The sequence below is a fragment of the Streptomyces sp. NPDC087428 genome (assembly GCF_044744085.1).
Lineage (GTDB): Bacteria > Actinomycetota > Actinomycetes > Streptomycetales > Streptomycetaceae > Streptomyces.
Map to the genome: position 1 here is coordinate 341,659 of NZ_JBIUXR010000011.1, position 19,883 is coordinate 361,541.

A 19,883-nucleotide genomic window follows, 5' to 3' on the forward strand; every position below is an offset into this window, starting at 1 on the left:
CGTGATGCCGACGGGACAGCGGCTGTTCACAGCGAAGTCCTCTGTTCACCGGTCCTGATCCCGCGGAGTGTCCAGAGCCCGTACAGAGCCAGCAGTGGTTTGGCGAGAACCCACTCGCCGGGGCGGTAGTCGTCCGCGCGCACCAGCTTCTCGGCCAGATCAGGGCGCTGCCGCCGCAAGTACACCCGGGCCTTGAACGCGTGCGCCGGCTGGGAGGCGATCTTGATGCGATCGACGTCCTCGATCAAGGGGATCACATTCGTGATGTTCTCCCATGTCGTCGCACTTCGGTCTTCGAGGAGAACGGCGCCGTCGAACTTGAGCACCGACTTCGCGTACTCAGCCATCAACTGGGCCTCCGCGGCACGCCTGCCGGTGGGACCACCGCTGAAAATCACGCGAGTGCCCCGCACGTTGTCAGCGGCAACGGAGCGAACTCCGGCGCGGACTCGCCAGCGGTTGATGAGGTTGGCCGTCGGTTGGGGGTTCCGGTAGCCCAACACGACCACGGCTTCGGACGCGCCCCCACCGCTGCCCACGAGGGCTCTGGACCAGCGCCAGTTCAACCACTCGCCCCAGGCCAGGGCCGCGACCCCAGCCATTGCGAATCCTGCCCTTCGTCGCATCCGGCGACTTTAGGGCACCGCGCCCCCGGACGGCATGCCCGCGACGTTCGGCCCCGCCGACCTGCGCTCCGCGGAGCCCGTCGCAACATTGAGTAAGTCTTTGCCCGTGGCCGGAACGTGTCGCTCCGTCCGGTCCCGCACCCCCGCCCGCGCGGGTGGGGTGCGGCGTGGCCCGTGGCGACGTGGCCCCGCGCGGTGCGGCGGGCGGCCGAAAGGCTGCGGGTCACGGGCCCCGTCGTGTTACGGCCACATTGACCGTATGCAATGAAAGGACGCACCCTCGATACGTAACTGCGCAGTACATCTAGTTCGGCCAGGAGTGGCGCAGACCTCGAATCCGCTGTTCAGCTGTGGTTCCCGGGCCCCGGCCGACGACAGCACGCAGGAGGTAGCGCATGTGTGGCATCACCGGCTGGGTCTCCTTCGAACGCGACTTGCACAGCGCGTCCGCGACCGTGGACGCGATGACGGAGACGATGTCCTGCCGCGGCCCTGACGACCGCGGCACATGGATCAACGGTCCGGCCGCCCTCGGGCACCGTCGGCTGGCGATCATCGACCTGCCCGGCGGGCGCCAGCCGATGACGGCCGACACACCGCAGGGCACGGTGGCCCTCGTCTACTCGGGCGAGACGTACAACTTCACCGAGCTGCGCCGTGAACTGACGGGGCGCGGCCACCGGTTCACCACGGACTCCGACACCGAGGTCGTGCTGCGCGGCTATCTGGAGTGGGGCGAGGCGGTGGCCGAGCGGCTCAACGGCATGTACGCGTTCGCCCTGTGGGACGGGCGCCACGACAAGCTCGTCATGATCCGCGACCGGATGGGCATCAAGCCCTTCTACTACTACGAGACCCCGGACGGCGTCCTGTTCGGCTCCGAGCCCAAGGCGATCCTGGCCAACCCGCTGGCCCGCGCCCGCGTCGGTCTCGACGGGCTGCGCGAACTCTTCGCGTTCGTCAAGACGCCCGGCCACGCCGTGTGGGACGGGATGCGCGAGGTCGAGCCCGGCACGGTCGTCACGGTCGACCGCAACGGCCTGCGCCGTCACGTCTACTGGCAGCTGGAGACCCGCCCGCACACGGACAGCAAGGACGACTCCATCGCCCATGTGCGGTCACTCCTCGACGACATCGTCCGGCGCCAGCTGGTCGCGGACGTACCGCGCTGCACACTGCTCTCCGGCGGTCTCGACTCCTCCGCCATGACGGCGATCGCCGCCCGTCAGCTCGCCGCGAACGGTGAGACGGTGCGCAGCTTCGCGGTCGACTTCGTGGGCCAGGCCGACAACTTCGTCGCCGACGAGCTGCGCACCACCCCGGACACGCCGTACGTCCACGACGTGGCACGGGCATCGGGCACCGACCACCGTGACATCGTGCTGGACTCGCACGCGCTGGCCGACCCCGAGGTGCGGGCCCAGGTGATCAGGGCCCGGGACATCCCGATGGGCTTCGGAGACATGGACGCCTCGCTGTACCTCCTGTTCCGGTCCATCCGCGAGCACTCGACCGTCGCGCTCTCGGGGGAGTCGGCCGACGAGGTCTTCGGCGGGTACCTGCAGTTCTTCGACGAGGAGGCGCGGCGTGCCAACACGTTCCCGTGGCTCGTGCGCTTCGCTCAGCACTTCGGGGACGACTCCGATGTGCTGAGGCCCGATCTGACGGCCGCCCTCGATCTCCCGTCGTACATCCAGGACAGCTACGACACCGCGGTCGCCGGGGTCCAACGGCTGGACGGCGAGAGCGATTTCGAGTTCAGGATGCGCAAGATCTGCAATCTGCACCTGACGCGCTTCGTACGCGTCCTGCTCGACCGCAAGGACCGCGCGAGCATGGCGGTCGGGCTCGAGGTGCGCGTGCCCTTCTGTGACCACCGCCTCGTCGAGTACGTGTACAACACGCCCTGGTCGCTGAAGTCCTTCGACGGCCGGGAGAAGTCCCTGCTGCGCGAGGCGACGGCGGACGTGCTGCCGAAGTCGGTCTACGACCGGGTCAAGAGCCCCTACCCCTCCACCCAGGACCCCAAGTACGCGCTCGCCCTGCAGGGTCACGCCAAGGACCTGCTGGCGCAGCCCTCACATCCGGTCTTCGACCTCGTCGACCGCGACCGGGTCGCGCGCGCGGCGCGGCACGACGCACCGCAGATCACCCAGGCGTCCCGGCGCGGCCTGGAGCGCACGCTGGACCTGGCGCTGTGGCTCGACCTCTACAAGCCGGAGATCTCGCTCCCCTGAGCGGCTCCGCACCGACGCGGCGCCGGTGAACGCGTCGAGGGACCTCCGGGGCACGAACGCCTCGGAGGTCCCGGGCTGTCCGGATCACCCGCCGGCGCAGTCGGGGCACAGACCCCGGTAGGTCACCTCGACCTCGGAGACGGTGAAGCCGAACCGTTCGGAGGGCGGCAGCCCGGCCAGCGGGTCGGTGTCGGGGTGGACGTCCCGGATGGTGCCGCACACGGAGCACACCAGGTGCTGGTGCGGGTGGTGCGCGTTCGGGTCGTAGCGTCTGGCCCGGCCGTCGGTGCCCACCTCGATCACCTCGCCGAGCGAGACCAGCTCGCCGAGCGTGTTGTACACGGTGGCGCGGGAGATCTCCGGCAGCAGGGCGGTGGCGCGTTCGAGTACCTCGTCCGCCGTGAAGTGGACGTGCTCGCCGGCGAGGACCTCGGCAACCACCCGGCGCTGCGCGGTCATGCGCCAGCCGCGTCCACGAAGCCGTTCCAGCAGGTCACTCATGCCCACCAGCCTAACTGTGCGTTGTCCGACGAATGATGTGTGCAGAACCGTCTGCCGTATTGACTTGGACTAGGTCCATCGTAGGATCGGTTCCGGCTGACAGCCAAGGGACAGGTCGACAGCAGGAGAAATTGAGTGGCTTCAGGAGACGGGTGCGCTCACGCGGGCATCCGGTCCGCGATGCCACCGTCCTGGGCTGCACGCCCCCGAGCCGCATCCCCCTGACCTTCACCAACTTCAGCTCCCTCAAACTCAGTTCCATCGTTCTCAGTTCCACCACCTCAGTTCCACCACCCTCAGTTCCACAGCAACGTGATCCGCCCCGTTCGGAAGGATTTCCATGACTGAGAACCACGACGCGATCGTCACCGACCCGAAGGCGGAGGAGGCCTCCGGCTGCCCGGTGGCGCACGGTCGTGCGCCGCACCCGACCCAGGGCGGCGGAAACCGCCAGTGGTGGCCGGAGCGGCTCAACCTGAAGATCCTCGCCAAGAACCCCGCCGTGGCCAATCCTCTCGGCGAGGAGTTCGACTATGCAGAGGCCTTCAAGACCCTCGACCTGCCCGCCGTCAAGCGGGACATCGCCGAGGTGCTCACCACCTCGCAGGACTGGTGGCCCGCCGACTTCGGCAACTACGGCCCCTTCATGGTCCGGATGGCCTGGCACAGCGCCGGCACCTACCGGATCAGTGACGGCCGCGGCGGTGCCGGAGCGGGCCAGCAGCGCTTCGCCCCGCTCAACAGCTGGCCGGACAACGCGAGCCTCGACAAGGCCCGCCGGCTGCTGTGGCCGGTCAAGAAGAAGTACGGCAAGAGCCTCTCGTGGGCCGACCTCATCGTCCTCACCGGCAATGTCGCCCTGGAGTCGATGGGCTTCAAGACGTTCGGCTTCGGCGGTGGCCGCGCGGACGTGTGGGAGCCCGACGAGGACGTCTACTGGGGCCCCGAGACCACCTGGCTCGGCGACGACCGCTACACCGGTGACCGGGAGCTGGAGAACCCTCTCGGCGCGGTCCAGATGGGCCTCATCTACGTCAACCCCGAAGGCCCCAACGGCACTCCGGACCCGATCGCCGCGGCCCGCGACATCCGTGAGACGTTCCGCCGCATGGCGATGAACGACGAGGAGACCGTCGCGCTGATCGCCGGCGGCCACACCTTCGGCAAGACCCACGGCGCCGGTCCGGCGGACAACGTCGGCCCGGACCCGGAGGCCGCCCCGCTGGAGCAGCAGGGCCTCGGCTGGCAGAGCACGTACGGCACCGGCAAGGGTGCCGACGCGATCACCAGCGGGCTCGAGGGCATCTGGACGGACACCCCGACCACGTGGGACAACAGCTTCTTCGACATCCTCTTCGGCTACGAGTGGGAGCTGTTCAAGAGCCCCGCGGGCGCACAGCAGTGGCGGCCGAAGGACGGCGCCGGTGCGGACACCGTTCCCGACGCCTTCGACGCGTCGAAGACCCACGCACCGACCATGCTGACGACGGACCTCTCGCTCCGGTTCGACCCGGCGTACGAGGAGATCTCGCGCCGCTTCCACCAGGACCCCGACGCGTTCGCGGACGCCTTCGCCCGCGCCTGGTTCAAGCTGACCCACCGCGACATGGGCCCCGTCGTGCGCTACCTCGGTTCCGAGGTCCCCGCCGAGACGCTGGTGTGGCAGGACCCGCTCCCGGAGCGGACGTACGAGACGGTCGACGCCGCGGACGTCGCCTCCCTCAAGGCCCGCATCCTCGAATCGGGCCTGTCGGTCTCCGAGCTCGTCTCCACCGCGTGGGCGTCGGCCTCCTCCTTCCGCGGCAGTGACAAGCGCGGCGGTGCCAACGGCGCCCGCCTCCGCCTGGAGCCGCAGAACGCGTGGGAGGTCAACGACCCGGACCGGCTGGCGACGACGCTGCGTACCCTCCGGGGCATCCAGGAGTCCTTCAACACCGACCGGTCCGGCGGCAAGCAGGTCTCGCTCGCCGACCTCATCGTGCTCGCCGGTGCCGCGGGTGTCGAGAAGGCGGCCAAGGACGCCGGCTTCGACGTCGAGGTGCCCTTCGCGGCGGGACGCGTCGACGCGTCGCAGGAACAGACCGACGTGGAGTCGTTCGTCGAACTGGAGCCGGCCGCCGACGGGTTCCGCAACTACCTCGGCAAGGCCGGCCGGCTGCCGGCCGAGTACCTGCTGATCGACCGGGCGAACCTGCTGACCCTGAGCGCCCCCGAGCTGACGGTTCTCGTCGGCGGGCTGCGGGTGCTCGGCGCGAACCACCAGCAGTCCTCGCTCGGTGTCCTCACCGACACCCCCGGCGTGCTGACCAACGACTTCTTCGTCAACCTGCTCGACCTGGGTACGGCGTGGAAGGCGACCTCCGCGGACGCCACCACCTTCGAGGCCCGCGATGCCTCCGGCACGGTGAAGTGGACCGGCAGCCGCGCCGACCTCGTCTTCGGGTCGAACTCGGAGCTGCGCGCGGTCGCGGAGGTCTACGCGAGCGACGACGCCAAGGAGAAGTTCGTGAAGGACTTCGTCGCGGCGTGGGACAAGGTCATGAACCTGGACCGGTTCGACCTCGTCTGATCACCGCGAACGGGCCGTCGCGGCAGGGCAACCCCCTTGCCGCGACGGCCCGTTCCGTTCCGGTGGCTCAGGCCGTGGCCGCCGCGAAGATGTGGATCACACCGCCGTCCGTGGTGGACGGCAGGGTCACGCTCGCGAGCTGCTTTCCCGCCCGGAGCGCGATCGGTGCGGTGGCGAAGACCTCGGTACCCACCGGGTCCGTACCGCCGCCCTGGACATCGCGGTACGTGGTGTGGACGGCGACCGTGTTGCCGAAGGACGGCTGCTGCGCGCCGCCGCCCAGCGTCCAGTCGCTGAAGCCGATCTCCGCCTGCTGCGTGGTGCCGTCGGTGTACGTCAGCGTGGCCCGACCGGAGGCCTCGCCCTCGGCCGCGCTGCCCAGCAGGCTGAGCCGGGTGTCCCCGGAGGCGGACGGAACCTTCAGCACCTGCGGTTCGGTCCCGGCCACCTCGATGTTGTCCGGGTCGCCCGCTCCCACCTCGGGCCAGTCGAAGTCGAAGCCGCCGGACGAGACCGTCCCACCCGGTGCCGCGCCCGCCGCGGCGAGTGCCTTGGCCGAGTAACTCCAGCCCTCACCGTCGAAGTTGGCCTGCGGGTTGTCGTCGTCGGTGGAGACGCCGGTGCTGTTGCGGTTCCACAGCATGCTGTTCCGCTCGGCGACGGTCAGCGCGGCCGATGTCTTCGGCAGCTCCTCTCCCGTGGACGACTTCAGGGCCACCGGGACCGTGTAGTGGCCCTCGGCCGTGTCCGCCGCGGCCGACACGGTGAGCTCCGCACTCACCGAACCGCGGGCCGGGACCGTGAAGTCGCCCTCGGACGGGGTGACGGTGACCCCGGCCGGGGCCTTGGCCGACCAGTGCACGGTGGTGGCCTTCGTCTGGATGCTCTGCACCTTGACGGTCGTCCCCGCACTGCCGGAACCCGGCTCGACCTTCAACTGCTCGGGGGTGGCACCGGTGAAGTACTTCAGACCGCCGCCGGGGAAGGACGGCGGTGCGTCGGCCTTCGCGGTGCCCCAGGTCTTGTCCGCCGTCGAGCCGAGGGTGTAGTCGAGCCTGCCGCCGCGGGTGACGAGCGAGGCGGGGACCCACGGCTTCGTGGACGTCCGGCCGTTGACCTTCAGCCCGTGGATGTAGGAGTTGTCCGCCGAGGCGGCGGGTGCGTCGACCGTGATCGTCTTCCCGTGCCCGGTGTGCACCACGGCGTGCGGGAACAGGGGAGCGGAGAGGGTGAGATCGGCCCGGCTCGGGTTCTGCGGGTACATGCCCAGCGCCGAGAAGACGTACCAGGACGACATGGTCCCCGCGTCGTCGTTGCCGGGGATACCGCCCGGAGTGTCGGTCCACAGCTGGTCCAGCTCCGCGCGGACCGTCTCCTGCGTCTTGTACGGCGCCCCCAGGTAGTCGTACAGGTAAGGGGCGTTGATGTCCGGCTCGTTGGTCGCGTCGTAGCGCGTGTCGTCCTTCGCCGAGAAGTCGAACTTCCCGTCCGGCGTGCGGAAGAAGGCGTCCAGCCGCTTCATCGCCCGGTCGTCACCGCCCATCGCGCCGGCCAGGCCCGCCACGTCCGAGTACACCATCCAGGTGTACCGCGCGCTGGACCCCTCGACGAAGCCGCTGCCGGTTCCCGGCGTGAAGGTGCCCGCCCAGGTGCCGTCGGCCTTGCGGTCGCGTATGTAGCCGCCCTGCGGGGTGGCGTTGGCGTCGAAGACATTCGTCCAGTTGCCCGAGCGGTCCAGGAACCTCTTCGCGTCGGCGGTCCGCCCGGTCTGCCGGGACAGCTCGGACAGGCCGTAGTCGGCCGCCGCGTCCTCCAGGGTCTCGGCCGCGCCTCCCCAGCAGTGGCAGTTGTCCGCCGGCACGTAACCGAGCTCCAGATACTTGTCGAGCGCGGGCCGCTGGCCCACGCACTCGACGTTGCAGCCGGAGCTGTCCGAGTCGTTCGCCGTGGGCACCGTCGCCGCCCGTACCAGGGACTTCAGCGCCCCCTTGACGTCGAAGTCATGGCCGCCGAAGGCGTAGATCCCGGCGAGAGCCGCATCCGAGGGGTCACCCGACATCACGCTCGTCTTGCCGTTCTCCAGCAGCCAGCGGTCCCACTCGCCGCCGCGCTGCCCCGCATAGTTGTACAGCGACTGCGCGTAGTCGCTGCCGGCCCGCGGATTGAGCAGCGTCATGAGCTGCACCTGCGCGCGGTACTGGTCCCAGCCGGAGAAGGTGCCGTACTGGGCCTTCTGGCCCCTGGCGAGCCGGTGCGGCTCGCGGTCGGCGCCGAGATAGCGGCCGTCCACGTCGCTGGTCAGGGTGGGCTCCAGCATGGAGTGGTAGAGCGCGGTGTAGAAGGTGGCGCGCTGGGCGTCGGTGCCGCCGCCCACCTCGACCGACCTCAGCGTCCTGTTCCAGACGTCGGCGGCCCGGTTCCTGACGGAGTCGAAGGTCGCGCGGGGCCCGTTCTCGGCCCGGAGGTTGGCCTCGGCGTTCTGCGGGCTGACGTAGGAGACGGCGACCTTGGCCCCGGCCTCGGTGGTTCCGTCGGCGAAGGTGATGTACGCGCCCGAGCCCTTGCCCTCCACGGCGTTGCCGGACGAGCTGTACCCCGTACCGCCGGAGGCCGTGGTGGCGCCGGACCTGACCGTGCCGTCCGTCCAGGTGCCGGTCTTCGCGAACGCCTTGTCGAAGTGCGCGGTGAAGTAGAGCGTGTAGAGGTCCTTGCGGTTGTTCGCGCTCTGCGGACCGCAGAAGTTGCCCGCCGTGACGGAACCCGTCACGGTCCGGGCCGCCTTGTCGATCTTCACGGTGGCGTCGGTGCTGCCGCTCTCCGAGTTCGAGGTGCGGAAGAGCATGCTCGCGGGCTTGCCCGCCGGGAAGCCGAACTTCCCGGAGCCGGTGCGGGCGGTGGTGGTGAGCGCGGCGGACGCGCCGCTTGCCAGGCCGACCTTGTAGTAGCCGGGCGACGCCGTCTCGTCGCTGTGCGAGAAGGTGTCGGCGTACTTCGCGTCGGTGGTGTCCGCGCTGGGCGAGGAGTCGACGTCACCCACGTACGGCATGATCGGGATGTCACCATTGGCGCCCGAGCATCCGACACCGTTGAGATGGGTGAGGCTGAAGCCGCGGATCTTCGTGGCGTCGTACTGGTAGCCGCCGGGAGCGGGCGTCGAGACCTGCTTCCCCCTCGAGTTCTGCGGACTCCAGGCCAGCATGCCGAACGGCTGCACCGCGCCCGGATAGGTGTTGCCCGCGTTGGACGTGCCGATCAGCGGATTGACGTACGACACGGGGTTCTTGACGGTGCCGTGCGGCGATGCCGCGGAGGCGGGGGCGGCCGTGGTGGCGGTCCCCAGCGCGGCCATGGCGGCGACCGCGACGGAGCTGATGACTCTGAGCCCGGTGTGCGTCCGATGGTTGTGCGTGTCTGACACCGTTCCTGCCCTTCGTGTGTGACGAGCGGTCAACGCGGCGGGAGCGGGCCCGCCGTGACCAGTCCGGAACGGCGTCGCTCCGACAACGTTGTCAACGACGTGAGGATGCTCCTCCTGCCGATCCGGGGTGTCAAGGATTCCCGGAATCCCGCCGTCCGTACCGGCCGGGCCGCGGCGGAGGGGGTACTCGGACGAACGGTGCATACCCCACACGCGGCGGCCGTGAGCTGGGCGGTCTCGCGGACGGCGCCGGTTTACGGGACGGGGGATCAGTGACTACCGTGCGGGGAATGTTCCGCAGCCACTCCCTTCCCGTAAACCCTCTAAGACGAGCGATGGTGCGCGCAGGTTCCACCGTTGAGAGGGGAGAAATACGTGAGTGAGCCACGGCCGTCCGGGCATCGGGCGGCGGCGCTCCTGCCCGCACCGGAGACGCCGGGACGGGACGAGCGGTCGCCGCGATCCGCCTCCCCGGAGCCGGTGGCACCCGCCGGGACCGGTGGCGCCGGGGCGCGCGACGCGTTCTTCGACAACGCCAAGTACCTGGCGATCGTGCTGGTCGCGATGGCACACGCGTGGGAGCCGCTGCGGGGTGACAGCCGCGCCGCGGCCGCCCTGTACATCACGGTCTACACGTTCCACATGCCGGCGTTCATCGTGATCTCCGGCTACTTCTCGCGCAGCTTCGACGCGAGCCCGAACCGGGTCAGGCGGCTGGTCACGGGTGTGGCCGTGCCCTACATGATCTTCGAGGTCGCGTACACCGTCTTCAAGTGGATCGCCGACGACGACCCGGGCTACCCGATCAGCCTGCTGGATCCGTGGTACCTGACGTGGTTCCTCGTCGCGCTGTTCATCTGGCGGCTGACCACACCGCTGTGGAAGAACGTCCGGTGGCCGCTGTCGCTGTCCCTCGCGATCGCGATCCTGGCGGCGGTGTCGCCCGACATCGGGGACGACCTCGACCTGCAACGCGTGCTGCAGTTCCTGCCGTTCTTCGTACTCGGGCTGGTCCTGGGGCCCGAGCACTTCCGGCTCGTCCGCCGCCGGGAGGCCCGGATCCTGGCGGTGCCGGTCCTCGCCGCCGCGCTGGCCTTCGCCTACTGGGCGGCTCCCCGTATGAACGCCGCCTGGTTCTACCGCCGCGACAGCGCCCAGGAGCTGGGGGCGCCGGGCTGGACCGGCGCCGTCATGACGCTTGCCATGTTCGGCTGCTCGGTGGTCCTGGTCGCCTGCTTCCTCGCGTGGGTGCCGCGCCGCAGGACGTGGTTCACGGTCCTCGGCGCGGGCACGCTGTACGGCTACCTCCTGCACGGGTTCCTCGCCAAGGGCTCCCGCTTCTGGGGCTGGTACGACGCGCGGTGGCTCGGCACACCGCTCGGTGAGATCGCGGTGACCCTGATCGGCGCCGCGGTGATCACCGTGCTCTGTACGCCACCGGTGCGGCGGATCTTCCGGTTCGCGATGGAACCGGAGATGGCGTGGGCCTTCAAGGCGCCACGGCCGGACGCCGAGGCGTCGCGCCCCGGATCGTCCCGGGGGAACGGACGGTAGGTCCCGGCCGCGCCCCGCGGGCTCGTCGGGGCGGGAGCCGAGTGGGCGTGCCGCGTACGGACGGCGGCACGCCCGGGACCCTGAGGCCTACAGGTCGAATTCGTTCGGCGTGATGCCGGCCGCGAAGCAGGCTTCGCGGACCACGGCGCGCTCGGTGTTGTCGAAGTTGCCGTCGGCGCCGCCGATGACGATGCCGATCTGGATGACCGCGCGGGCCTCGGTGGGCTTCTTGCCGACCTTGCCGATGGTCTGGAGGAGGCTGACCTTCCCGAACTCGAAGTCGGAGGTCAGCTGCTGGCAGTAGTCGTTGAACCGGCGGTGCAGATCCTCGGCGGGGAAGTTCTGAAGAACCTCGTTCCCCGCGATCAGAGCGGCCACCCGCTGCCGCTCCGAGGGGTCGATGGAGCCGTCGGCAGCGGCCACGAGGGCGCACATCGCCATGCTCGCGTCGCGGAAGCCACCGCTCTTCAGGTCGTTCTTCTTGGCGTTGAGCTGCGTCTGCATCGTCGAGGCCGATTCCTTGATGCGGTCCCACAGTGCCATGCGAAATACTCCAGGGTCGGTCGTAGTGGTGAGTGCCGGCGGGCAGGTCCTACAGGTGCGCGGCGACGGCCGGCATCAGGTCCTGGAAGGTGCGCCCCTCGGCCGGGCTGCCGATGGCCGTCATCTGCCATCCCGCGCCCGCCCGCTGGACCTTGGCCATGATCTGCGCGGTGTGGCGCCCGCCGCCGGTCAGCGTGTACCGCGCCAGTTCCTGCCCGGTCGTCTCGTCGACCAGACGGCAGAAGGCGTTGTCGACCTCCTCGAAGGTCTGGCCGGTGAACGAGTTCACGGTGAAGACGATCTGGTCGACATGGGCCGGGACGCGCTCCAGGTCGACGACGATCGACTCGTCGTCGCCGCCCTCGCCCGCGCCGCCGACCCGGTTGTCACCGGTGTGCCGCACCGATCCGTCGTCGCTCGTCAGGTGCTGGAAGAAGACGACGTCCTGCGGGGCCTGGCCGGCGAAGAGCACGGCAGAGGCGTCGAGGTCGATCTCACGGGCGGTCAGCCGGGCGAGGAACCCCCTGCGTGGCGCGGACTTCCAGCCCAGCCCCATGCGGACGACGGTGAGTTCCCCGCCGCCGGACTTGGTGAGGCTGATCTGCTGGCCCTTGGTCAGATTGACGGTCATGGCTCCACTTTCGGCAGGGGGCGGTACGAGGGTGACCCGGAACGGGTCAGAGGCTGACTCCGAAGTCGGCGACGATGCCGCTGAGTCCGGTGGCGTAGCCCTGTCCGACGGCGCGGAACTTCCACTCGGCGCCGTTGCGGTACAGCTCGCCGAAGACCATGGCGGTCTCGGTGGAGGCGTCCTCGCTGAGGTCGTAGCGGGCGATCTCGGCCCCGCCCGCCTGGTTGACCACGCGGATGTACGCGTTGCGGACCTGCCCGAAGCTCTGGCCCCGGCCCTCCGCGTCGTGGATCGAGACGGGGAACACGATCTTGGCGACGTCGGCCGGTACGGCGGCGAGGTCGACCTTGACGATCTCGTCGTCGCCCTCGCCCTCGCCGGTGAGGTTGTCGCCGGTGTGCTCGACCGAACCGTCGGGGCTCTTCAGGTTGTTGTAGAAGACGAACCGGTCGTTCGAGGGGACCTTCCCGGCCTCGTCGCACAGCAGGGCGCTGGCGTCCAGGTCGTAGTCCGTGCCCGTGGTCGTGCGGACGTCCCAGCCCAGTCCGACGAGGACCGCCGTGAGTCCCGGCGCCTCCTTGGTCAGCGAGACGTTTCCGCCCTTGGCGAGGCTCACACCCATGTCTTCTCCCTTTACGCATCGTTGCGCCCACGCGTGACCGAGCGGGCACCGAATGACAGCACCTGAAATCTACAGCACTGTAGAGTTTGCGTGCGGGGGTGCGGCACCGGGCTCCGCCGGGCCCACGAGACGTCCGGGCGGCCGGGTAATATGCCCCGGCGCCCGGCACGTGCACGAGCTGCCGGGCAGTCGCGTGAAAGGGGCTGCGTCGTGGGCGTGGAGAAGGACGGCCGGCCGGGGGAGCCGCGGGCCCGCCGGCGCGGGCAGGGCGAACTGGAGACCCAGGTGCTGACCGTGCTGGGCGGGGCGAGCGAGCCCGTCACCGCGGCATGGGTGCAGGAACGTCTCGACGGTGGCCTGTCGTACAGCACGGTCATCACGATCCTGACCCGACTGCTCGACAAGCAGGCAGTCACCCGTACGGGTTCGGGGCGTCCGGTGCTGTGGCAGTCCACGGCGAACGGGGCGGGTCTCACCGCCTTCCGGATGCGCCGGCTCCTCGACCAGCGGGACGACCGGGACGCCGTGCTCTCCAGCTTCGTCTCCGCGCTGTCGCCGGACGACGAGGATCTGCTGCGGTCGCTGCTCGGCGAGAGCGGCCCCGGCCCGGCCGCCAGGCCCACGGACGAATCGGAGAGTTGACCGATGGGTGTCTTCGTCTGTCTGCCCCTGGTCCTGCCACTCACGGCGCTGCCCATCGCACGCCTGGCGGAGCAGCACCTGCACCCGCGAAGCGCCGCCCGTCTGCTCGCGACCATCGCCGTGATCCTGGCGTCGTGCAGCACCCTGTGCCTCGGTCTGCTGGTGGTGGTCGGCACGGCCCAGCTGCCCGGCAACCCGCTTCCTGACGGCTGGTCCGACGACGAGGTCAGGAAGGCCGTTCCGCACGACAGGTTCGTCGGCAAGACGGCGATCGCCGCACTCACGGCGGTGGCCGTGGCGTGCGCGGCCACCGTATGGCGCCACTGCCGATTCCGTTCCCGCGCGCACCGGACACTGGCCGGGCTGTCGACGACGGCCGAAGTCGCCGTGCTGCCCGACTCCGTGCCCTACGCGTACGCCCTGCCGGGCTCGCCCGGCAGGATCATGGTCTCCTCCGCGATGCTCGACTGTCTGACGCCGGCCGAGCAACGGGCGCTCCTCGCGCACGAGCGGGCCCATCTCGCCGGCCGGCACCACCGCTTGCTGCTCGCCGTTCAGCTGGCCGGGTGCGCGAACCCGCTGCTGCGGCCGCTGCGTGCGGCCATCACCTACAGCACGGAGCGCTGGGCCGACGAGGAGGCCGCCGTCACCACCGGGGACCGGCGGCTCACGGCCCGTACGGTCGGCAAGGCTGCGATCATCTCGCACCGGGCCGCCACCGAGACCGTCCCGGCGTTCGCCGCGGCCGGCCCCGTCCCCCGGCGGGTCGCCGCGCTGCTGGGCCCGGTGCCGCCGGAGCAGGGCTGGCCACCGGTTCACACCCCGACGGGGATCGCGGCGTCCGTCGCCGCGGTGGGAACAGCCCTGTCCACGCTCTCCTCGCTGAACGCGGCCTTCGCGCTCTTCGTCGCCCTCGAAGCGGCGACGCCGCTGTAGCCACCGGGGCGCCCGGATCGCAGGCCCCGGCGGCCGGCACTCCGCCCCGGCCCGCCGTCAGCGCAGCGACTCGGGCAGCTTCTCCCGGTGGACGATGCCCAGGCGCTGCGTGGCACGGGTCAGCGCCACGTAAAGATCGCTGGTCCCGAACCGGGCGGGCTCCACGACCAGCACATGGTCGAATTCGAGCCCCTTGGCCTGCCGCGGGCCGAGCAGCACCACCGGGCGCGCCAGATCGGGTTCGGCGCCGGCCGTGACTCCGTCCAGCGGAGCCGCGATCTCCTCGTGGAGCGCCGCCGGCGCGATCACCGCGAGGCGCCCCTCGTCGGGCGTCAGCTCGGAGACCGCCCGCGCCACCGCACCCGCCAGATCCTCCCCGGACTCCCTCATCCACGGCACCTCGCCGGTGGACCGTACAGAGCCCGGCGGCTCGAAGGAGGGGTCCTCGGCCCGGACGACCCCGGCGGCCAGCTCCATGATCTCGGCAGGCGTGCGGTAGTTGACCTTGAGCGTGGCGTGTTCGAAGCGGTCACCGACGTACGGCGCCAGGATCTTCTCCCACGAGCCGACGCCGGCCTCCTCCGAGGTCTGCGCGGGGTCCCCGACCAGGGTCATCGCGCGGGTCGGCGAACGGCGCATCAGCAGCCGCCACGCCATGGGCGACAACTCCTGCGCCTCGTCGACGATGATGTGGCCGAACGCCCAGGTCCGGTCGGCGGCGGCGCGTTCCGCCGCGCTGCGGTGATCGGCCTCCTCCTGCCGCTCCGCCATCCGCTCGGCGTCGATGATGTCGTGCGCGGCGAGCGTCTCGGACTCCTCGTCCTCGAACTCGTACGACTCCGACCCCCTCGACAGCTCCAGAACGCCCTGCGCGTACGCGATCCGCTCCTGGCGCTCGGCCTCGGCGGCGGCCCGCTCGGCGCTGTCGTCGACCCCGAGGAGTTCGGCCACCTCGTCGAGCAGCGGGACGTCGGCCGGCGTCCAGGTCCCTTCGCCGGGCGTACGCCGGATCGCTTCGGCGTCCTCGGCCGGTACGTACACGGGACCGGCCAGATAGTCGGTGAGGAACCGCTCCGGGGTGAGCGGCGGCCACAGTTCGTCGACGGCGGCGTGCACCTCCTTGCTGAGGGCGACGTTCCTGCCGAGCTGGGCGATGTCGTCGGGACCGAGGAAGTTGGGACCGCCGTGCGGGTCGGCGCCGATGCGCTCGGTGAGCTGCGAGGTGAGGGCGTCGATGATCCGGAACGCGAAGTGCGGGCGGGCGAGGTTGTGGGGCAGGCGGGTGTCGCGGGCCGCCTGCCGGGCCTCGTACGCGATCTCCCAGTCGAGGACGAGGTCGCCGTCGTCGTGCGCGATGACCAGCGGGGCGCCGGGCTCGGGCAGTTGCTGCCGGTCGCGGACGGCGAGGGCGAGCGCCTCCGCCATCGCTTCACCGCCCTTGACGGCTGCGGCGCGGCCGGTGTCGGTGCCGTCGGCGTGGACGCCGGGGAAGAGCTCGGCCTGAGTGGCGAGCAGGACACCGGTCTCACCGAGCGCGGGCAGCACCTCGCCGATGTAGCGCAGGAAGGCCGGGTTGGGCCCCACGATCAGGACGGCGCGCTTGGCGAGCAGCTCGCGGTGCTCGTACAGCAGGAAGGCCGCCCGGTGCAGCGCCACCGCTGTCTTGCCGGTGCCGGGTCCGCCCTCGACGACGAGAACACCGCGGTGCGGGGCGCGGATGATGCGGTCCTGCTCCGCCTGGATGGTCCGCACGATGTCGCCCATGCGGCCGGTGCGGGCGGAGTTCACGGCGGCGAGCAGCACGGCGTCGCCGCTCGGGTCCTCGAAGCCGGTGCGCTCCCGGTCCCCGACGTCGAGGATCTCGTCGTGCAGCTCGGTGACGACGCGGCCCTCGGTGGTGATGTGCCGGCGCCGGCGCAGGCCCATGGTCGTGTGACCGGTGGCGAGATAGAAGGGGCGGGCCACGGGTGCGCGCCAGTCGATCAGCAGAGGTGTGTGCGCGCTGTCGTCCTCGCGGATTCCGACCCGGCCGATATGGTGCGCCGTGCCGCTGGAGAGATCGATCCGGCCGAAACACAGCGAGCCGTCCACGGCATTCAGGGCAGCCAGCAGACCTGAGCGTTCAGCGACGAGCACATCGCGTTCTAGACGGGCCTGCAGACCGGTTCCGACCGGCGTCAGCGCGTCCTGGACGTGCTGGGCGGCTACTCCGCGCAGCACGTCGACACGGTCGTAGAGCCGGTCGATGAATTCCTGCTCCCCCTGCAATTCGGAGCGTTCCCGAGTTGACAAAATGGCTCCCTGCCGGATAAGGTTTTGCTTAGTGGCCCCCAGTGAGGGGCCTTTTCTGTGGGCGCACAGAAACACTCAATATACTCGGGAGAATCCCCGGTCCGCAATTGCGGACCGGGGATTCCTTGTGCCGCCGGACAGTCGTTCCTCCTGCTCCGGGCGGCTCCGCGGGGGGTGTGGTGTGGGTCAGTTCCAGCGGTCCTGGTTGATGAAGTGGCTGAAGCCGCGCCAGGAGTTGGGGCCCATCTCGCCGTCGATCGGGCCGGTGTAGCCGTTCTGGGCGGCCAGTCGCTGGAGAGCGGCCCAGGTATTCGTGCCGGGATCCCCGTCGATGGGTCCGGTGTAGCCCCAGTTCCGCAGGTTCTGCTGGAGCGCGGCATAGGTATGGGTCCCGGGGACCCCGTCGATCGGGCCGGTGTAACCCGACTCGATCCGCAGCCAGTTCTGCGTCCGCTGCCACATCACCGGACCGGGAACACCGTCCTCCTCCGTCGACGTCTTCGGCAGCCCACCACCTGACGGCGGGTCGGTCGGCTCGGTGGGGTCGAACGCCCAGGAGCGGGCGCGGCTGATGTCGACGGGGGACACGCCGCCGGCGGAGCCCACGGACGCGTACTGGTGGGCGGCCCAGTCGGGGTAGTGGCCGCCGAGGTCGGGTGCGCCGGGCCAGGTGCCGTCGTTGGCCCCCCAGGAGGCCGCCCACAGGTGGGCGCCGGCGGCGATGGTGGCGGTCCAGGTGCTCGCGCGCAGTGCGCCCGTGCTGATGTAGAACCAGGGCACGTAGCTTCCGACGCGTGCGCGCACCCGGTTGAACCAGGCGGACACATCGGCGTCGTTCCACAGGCGGGTGGAGTCGTCGAGTACCTCGACGTCCAGTGCGAGCACGTCACCGACGCGGTAGTCGTGCAGGTGGTCCACGAAGTAGTCGGCCGCGGCGACGGGGCTGAGGAAGTCTCCCGACATCCAGTAGTGGCCCACCCGCAGTCCCGCGGCGCGGGCGCCGTCGATGTGGCCGGGGTACGAGGACGAGGTGTAGGGGCCCTCGGCGAGCTGGCATCCGCCGGCCTTGACGATGACGAACTGCCGCCCTTCCGCGGCGACGCGGGTGTAGTCGATGCCGACCTGGTTGTTCGAGACGTCCAGGCCCTCCAGGTCGGCCGCCCGGGTGCGGGGCTGGCCGGCGGCGGTCGCGGTCCCGGCGGCGGTCGCGGTCCCGGCGGCCGTGAGCAGCCCGGCCGGGGCCAGGGCTGTTGCCACGGCGGCGCGAATCAGGTCTCTCCTGCGCATGTTTCCTCCGGTGTGGGGGTGGGGCTCCCGGCAGTGGGTGTGCCGTGCGCCCGTCGGGGATGTGTCATGTGCTTATCAAAATCTATGCGCGTAGGTTACCGTGGCTCCGCCTCGCTCTGGCAAGTCAAGTCGTAGTAATGACAAGGGAGTTGACGTGCGCAAGAATCATGGGACCGATGACGGCCAGGGGGTTCGGCCGCGGATCGAGATGAGCCGGCGCACATTGCTGCGGGGCTCGGTCACCACGCTGGGCCTGGCGGCCGGCGGGGTGCTGTTCTCGGGGAACTCCGCACAGGCGCTGGACATCTACAACCCGTTCAGCGGATACCGGATCACGGGTACCTGGCAGGACCACCTCAACGACGGCTCGCTGGGCGGACTCGACTACGGGATGGGCGTCGGCACCGCGCTGCCCGCGGCGGGTGCCGGTGTCGTCACGAACATCCCGGACAACGGTACCGGTGGGCACACGGTGACCATCACCCACAGCGACGGGTACCGGACGCAGTACATGCACCTGTCCCAGTTCCTGCTGGCCAACGGCACCTCGGTCGGCAAGGGAGGGATCGTCGGGTACTCCGGGGGTGCCGTCGGGGCCCCCGGCTCGGGCAGTTCCACCGGACCGCACGTGCACTGGCACCTGATCACCCCGGGCGGCACCCGGGTCAACCCGCTGGACTACCTGGGAGGCGGCGGCGGTGGTGGGCTGCCGAAGACGTCGACGGAGGAGGACGGTGTTCCCGGTCCGGTGATGTGGCAGCGGACGCAGAACTGGCTGCGGATCGAGTCGGGTTACACCGGCCCGATCGACGGGGTCCCCGGGACCCATACCTATGCCGCGCTCCAGCAGAACCTGCGGAACTGGGGCTACACCGGACCCATCGACGGGGATCCCGGCACGAATACCTGGGCCGCTCTCCAGCGACTGGCCGCCCAGAACGGCTACACCGGCCCGATCGACGGCGAGATGGGCCCCAACTCCTGGCGCGGCTTCAGCCACTTCATCAACCAGGACCGCTGGAACTGACCCACACTCCCGCAGGGCATCCGCAGGTATCCGTGGGCCAAGGATGCCCTGCGGGGCTCGGGGCTCGCTAGGCTGCCGGTCATGAACACGGCTTCGACCAGCGGCGGAACCCTTGAGCCGGTCATCCTGGACGCGATGGAGCTGACGTCCGATCCGGACCTCCGGGCCCGCTTCGCGGCATCGGCCCATCGCATCCTGGCGGACCTGGTCCGCGAAGGGGCGGCGCTGGGGTGGACCGATCCCCCCTCGCGCGACGAGGTGTCGGAACTCCTCGACCACGTCTTCGCCGCGGTGCACGCGGGCGACGCCGCCCTGCGTGCCGCATACCTGGACGGCCGGCTCGTCGGGCTGGGGTACTGGCTGCGCCATACACGGCCCACTCATCGTCCGCACGCCGATCTCGAAAAGGTCGCGGTGGCCGCCTCGGTCCACGGCCGCGGCATCGGCCGGGCACTGACCACCGCGCTGATCGCGGATGCCGGACGGGTGGGGATCGAGGTCCTCACGCTGGACGCCCGTGGCGACAACAGCGGTGCCCTGCACCTCTACCGGTCGCTGGGCTTCACCGAGTACGGACGGCTGCCCGACTTCGTCGCCGTTGGCGAACGCCGCTACGACAAGGTGTTCTGCATGTTGGACTTCCGCCAGGAGAGATGACAAGGCGCATTGACGTCAGGCCGTCAGGCCGTCAGATCGTACGGTGTGGAGGCGTTGGAGCGACGCACTCGCGTTCCGTGGGCCTAAGGGCTGTCCCGCAGTCCCTGGCGGGCGCGCGACGACAGCTACGACACCTCGCCGCGTTGTCGGAACATCCGCATACATCCAGTGTGCGAACGTCCCTCCGCCTTGCGATGCACCGCATCTGACGACGCGCGCTGATCCGCCAGGAATTGCGGGACAGCCCTTACGAGCTCGTGCATGGTTAGCGGTGACGTTGGCCCTGCCGGTTCGTTAGGCCGTTCGTGGTGGGGATACAGGCACGTGGGTTGATCATGTCG

General features: G+C 70.2%; 15 protein-coding genes. 7 read left to right on the top strand and 8 right to left on the bottom strand.

Translation table 11 applies throughout. The features are described from left to right. Nucleotides 1-26: 26 nt before the first annotated feature. Nucleotides 27-626, bottom strand: a complete 600-nt coding sequence (locus tag ACIO3R_RS25145; protein ID WP_385037195.1) for a YdcF family protein — start codon at nt 624-626, stop codon at nt 27-29. Between the two features lie 395 nt (nt 627-1,021). Between ACIO3R_RS25145 and asnB the strand changes: the two genes are divergently transcribed. Beyond that, nucleotides 1,022-2,863 (top strand): asparagine synthase (glutamine-hydrolyzing), encoded by a 1,842-nt coding sequence (gene asnB / locus ACIO3R_RS25150; protein ID WP_385037193.1) that lies wholly within the window; start codon nt 1,022-1,024, stop codon nt 2,861-2,863. An 84-nt stretch (nt 2,864-2,947) separates the two neighbouring features. Here asnB and ACIO3R_RS25155 read toward each other — a convergent pair whose 3' ends face one another. Beyond that, nucleotides 2,948-3,364 carry a Fur family transcriptional regulator gene (locus ACIO3R_RS25155; RefSeq protein ID WP_402108851.1) on the bottom strand — a complete coding sequence of 139 codons (417 nt, stop codon included), beginning with the start codon at nt 3,362-3,364 and terminating at the stop codon, nt 2,948-2,950. Nucleotides 3,365-3,704: 340 nt separating this feature from the next. Between ACIO3R_RS25155 and katG the strand changes: the two genes are divergently transcribed. Further along, entirely contained in the window at nt 3,705-5,933 is a 2,229-nt protein-coding gene (gene katG / locus ACIO3R_RS25160; protein WP_402108854.1) for a catalase/peroxidase HPI, read from the top strand. A 67-nt stretch (nt 5,934-6,000) separates the two neighbouring features. Here the strand turns inward: katG and ACIO3R_RS25165 are convergent, their stop codons facing one another. After that, the gene (locus ACIO3R_RS25165; protein ID WP_402108887.1) at nt 6,001-9,282 is read right to left on the bottom strand and encodes a GH92 family glycosyl hydrolase; all 3,282 of its coding nucleotides are present in this window, start codon (nt 9,280-9,282) and stop codon (nt 6,001-6,003) included. Nucleotides 9,283-9,726: 444 nt separating this feature from the next. On the opposite strand from ACIO3R_RS25165, the gene ACIO3R_RS25170 reads away from it, so the two are divergent. After that, nucleotides 9,727-10,905, top strand: a complete 1,179-nt coding sequence (locus tag ACIO3R_RS25170) for an acyltransferase family protein (protein WP_402108856.1) — start codon at nt 9,727-9,729, stop codon at nt 10,903-10,905. 87 nt (nt 10,906-10,992) lie between these two features. Here ACIO3R_RS25170 and ACIO3R_RS25175 read toward each other — a convergent pair whose 3' ends face one another. From ACIO3R_RS25175 to ACIO3R_RS25185, 3 genes are read right to left on the bottom strand one after another with little or no spacing between them, the layout of a single operon-like run. Beyond that, nucleotides 10,993-11,448 carry a tellurite resistance TerB family protein gene (locus tag ACIO3R_RS25175; RefSeq protein WP_385355520.1) on the bottom strand — a complete coding sequence of 152 codons (456 nt, stop codon included), beginning with the start codon at nt 11,446-11,448 and terminating at the stop codon, nt 10,993-10,995. Between the two features lie 49 nt (nt 11,449-11,497). After that, the gene (locus ACIO3R_RS25180) at nt 11,498-12,079 is read right to left on the bottom strand and encodes a TerD family protein (RefSeq protein ID WP_385041879.1); all 582 of its coding nucleotides are present in this window, start codon (nt 12,077-12,079) and stop codon (nt 11,498-11,500) included. A 46-nt stretch (nt 12,080-12,125) separates the two neighbouring features. Beyond that, nucleotides 12,126-12,701 carry a TerD family protein gene (locus ACIO3R_RS25185; RefSeq protein ID WP_385041881.1) on the bottom strand — a complete coding sequence of 192 codons (576 nt, stop codon included), beginning with the start codon at nt 12,699-12,701 and terminating at the stop codon, nt 12,126-12,128. 216 nt (nt 12,702-12,917) lie between these two features. Between ACIO3R_RS25185 and ACIO3R_RS25190 the strand changes: the two genes are divergently transcribed. Both ACIO3R_RS25190 and ACIO3R_RS25195 read left to right on the top strand, forming a co-directional pair. Then, nucleotides 12,918-13,343 carry a BlaI/MecI/CopY family transcriptional regulator gene (locus ACIO3R_RS25190; protein WP_385041885.1) on the top strand — a complete coding sequence of 142 codons (426 nt, stop codon included), beginning with the start codon at nt 12,918-12,920 and terminating at the stop codon, nt 13,341-13,343. Between the two features lie 3 nt (nt 13,344-13,346). Further along, nucleotides 13,347-14,279: a M56 family metallopeptidase gene (locus ACIO3R_RS25195; protein WP_402108860.1), complete on the top strand. Its 933-nt coding sequence runs from the start codon at nt 13,347-13,349 to the stop codon at nt 14,277-14,279. Nucleotides 14,280-14,336: 57 nt separating this feature from the next. Here the strand turns inward: ACIO3R_RS25195 and ACIO3R_RS25200 are convergent, their stop codons facing one another. Continuing rightward, nucleotides 14,337-16,547 carry a HelD family protein gene (locus ACIO3R_RS25200; protein WP_402108890.1) on the bottom strand — a complete coding sequence of 737 codons (2,211 nt, stop codon included), beginning with the start codon at nt 16,545-16,547 and terminating at the stop codon, nt 14,337-14,339. A 210-nt stretch (nt 16,548-16,757) separates the two neighbouring features. After that, a complete protein-coding gene (locus tag ACIO3R_RS25205; RefSeq protein ID WP_402108863.1) occupies nt 16,758-17,858 on the bottom strand; it encodes a GH25 family lysozyme in 1,101 nt (366 codons plus the stop codon). Between the two features lie 154 nt (nt 17,859-18,012). Between ACIO3R_RS25205 and ACIO3R_RS25210 the strand changes: the two genes are divergently transcribed. Continuing rightward, nucleotides 18,013-18,885, top strand: coding sequence for a peptidoglycan DD-metalloendopeptidase family protein (locus ACIO3R_RS25210; RefSeq protein ID WP_402108865.1), 873 nt, complete (start codon nt 18,013-18,015; stop codon nt 18,883-18,885). A gap of 81 nt (nt 18,886-18,966) precedes the next feature. Next, entirely contained in the window at nt 18,967-19,542 is a 576-nt protein-coding gene (locus ACIO3R_RS25215; protein ID WP_402108867.1) for a GNAT family N-acetyltransferase, read from the top strand. Nucleotides 19,543-19,883: the final 341 nt, after the last annotated feature.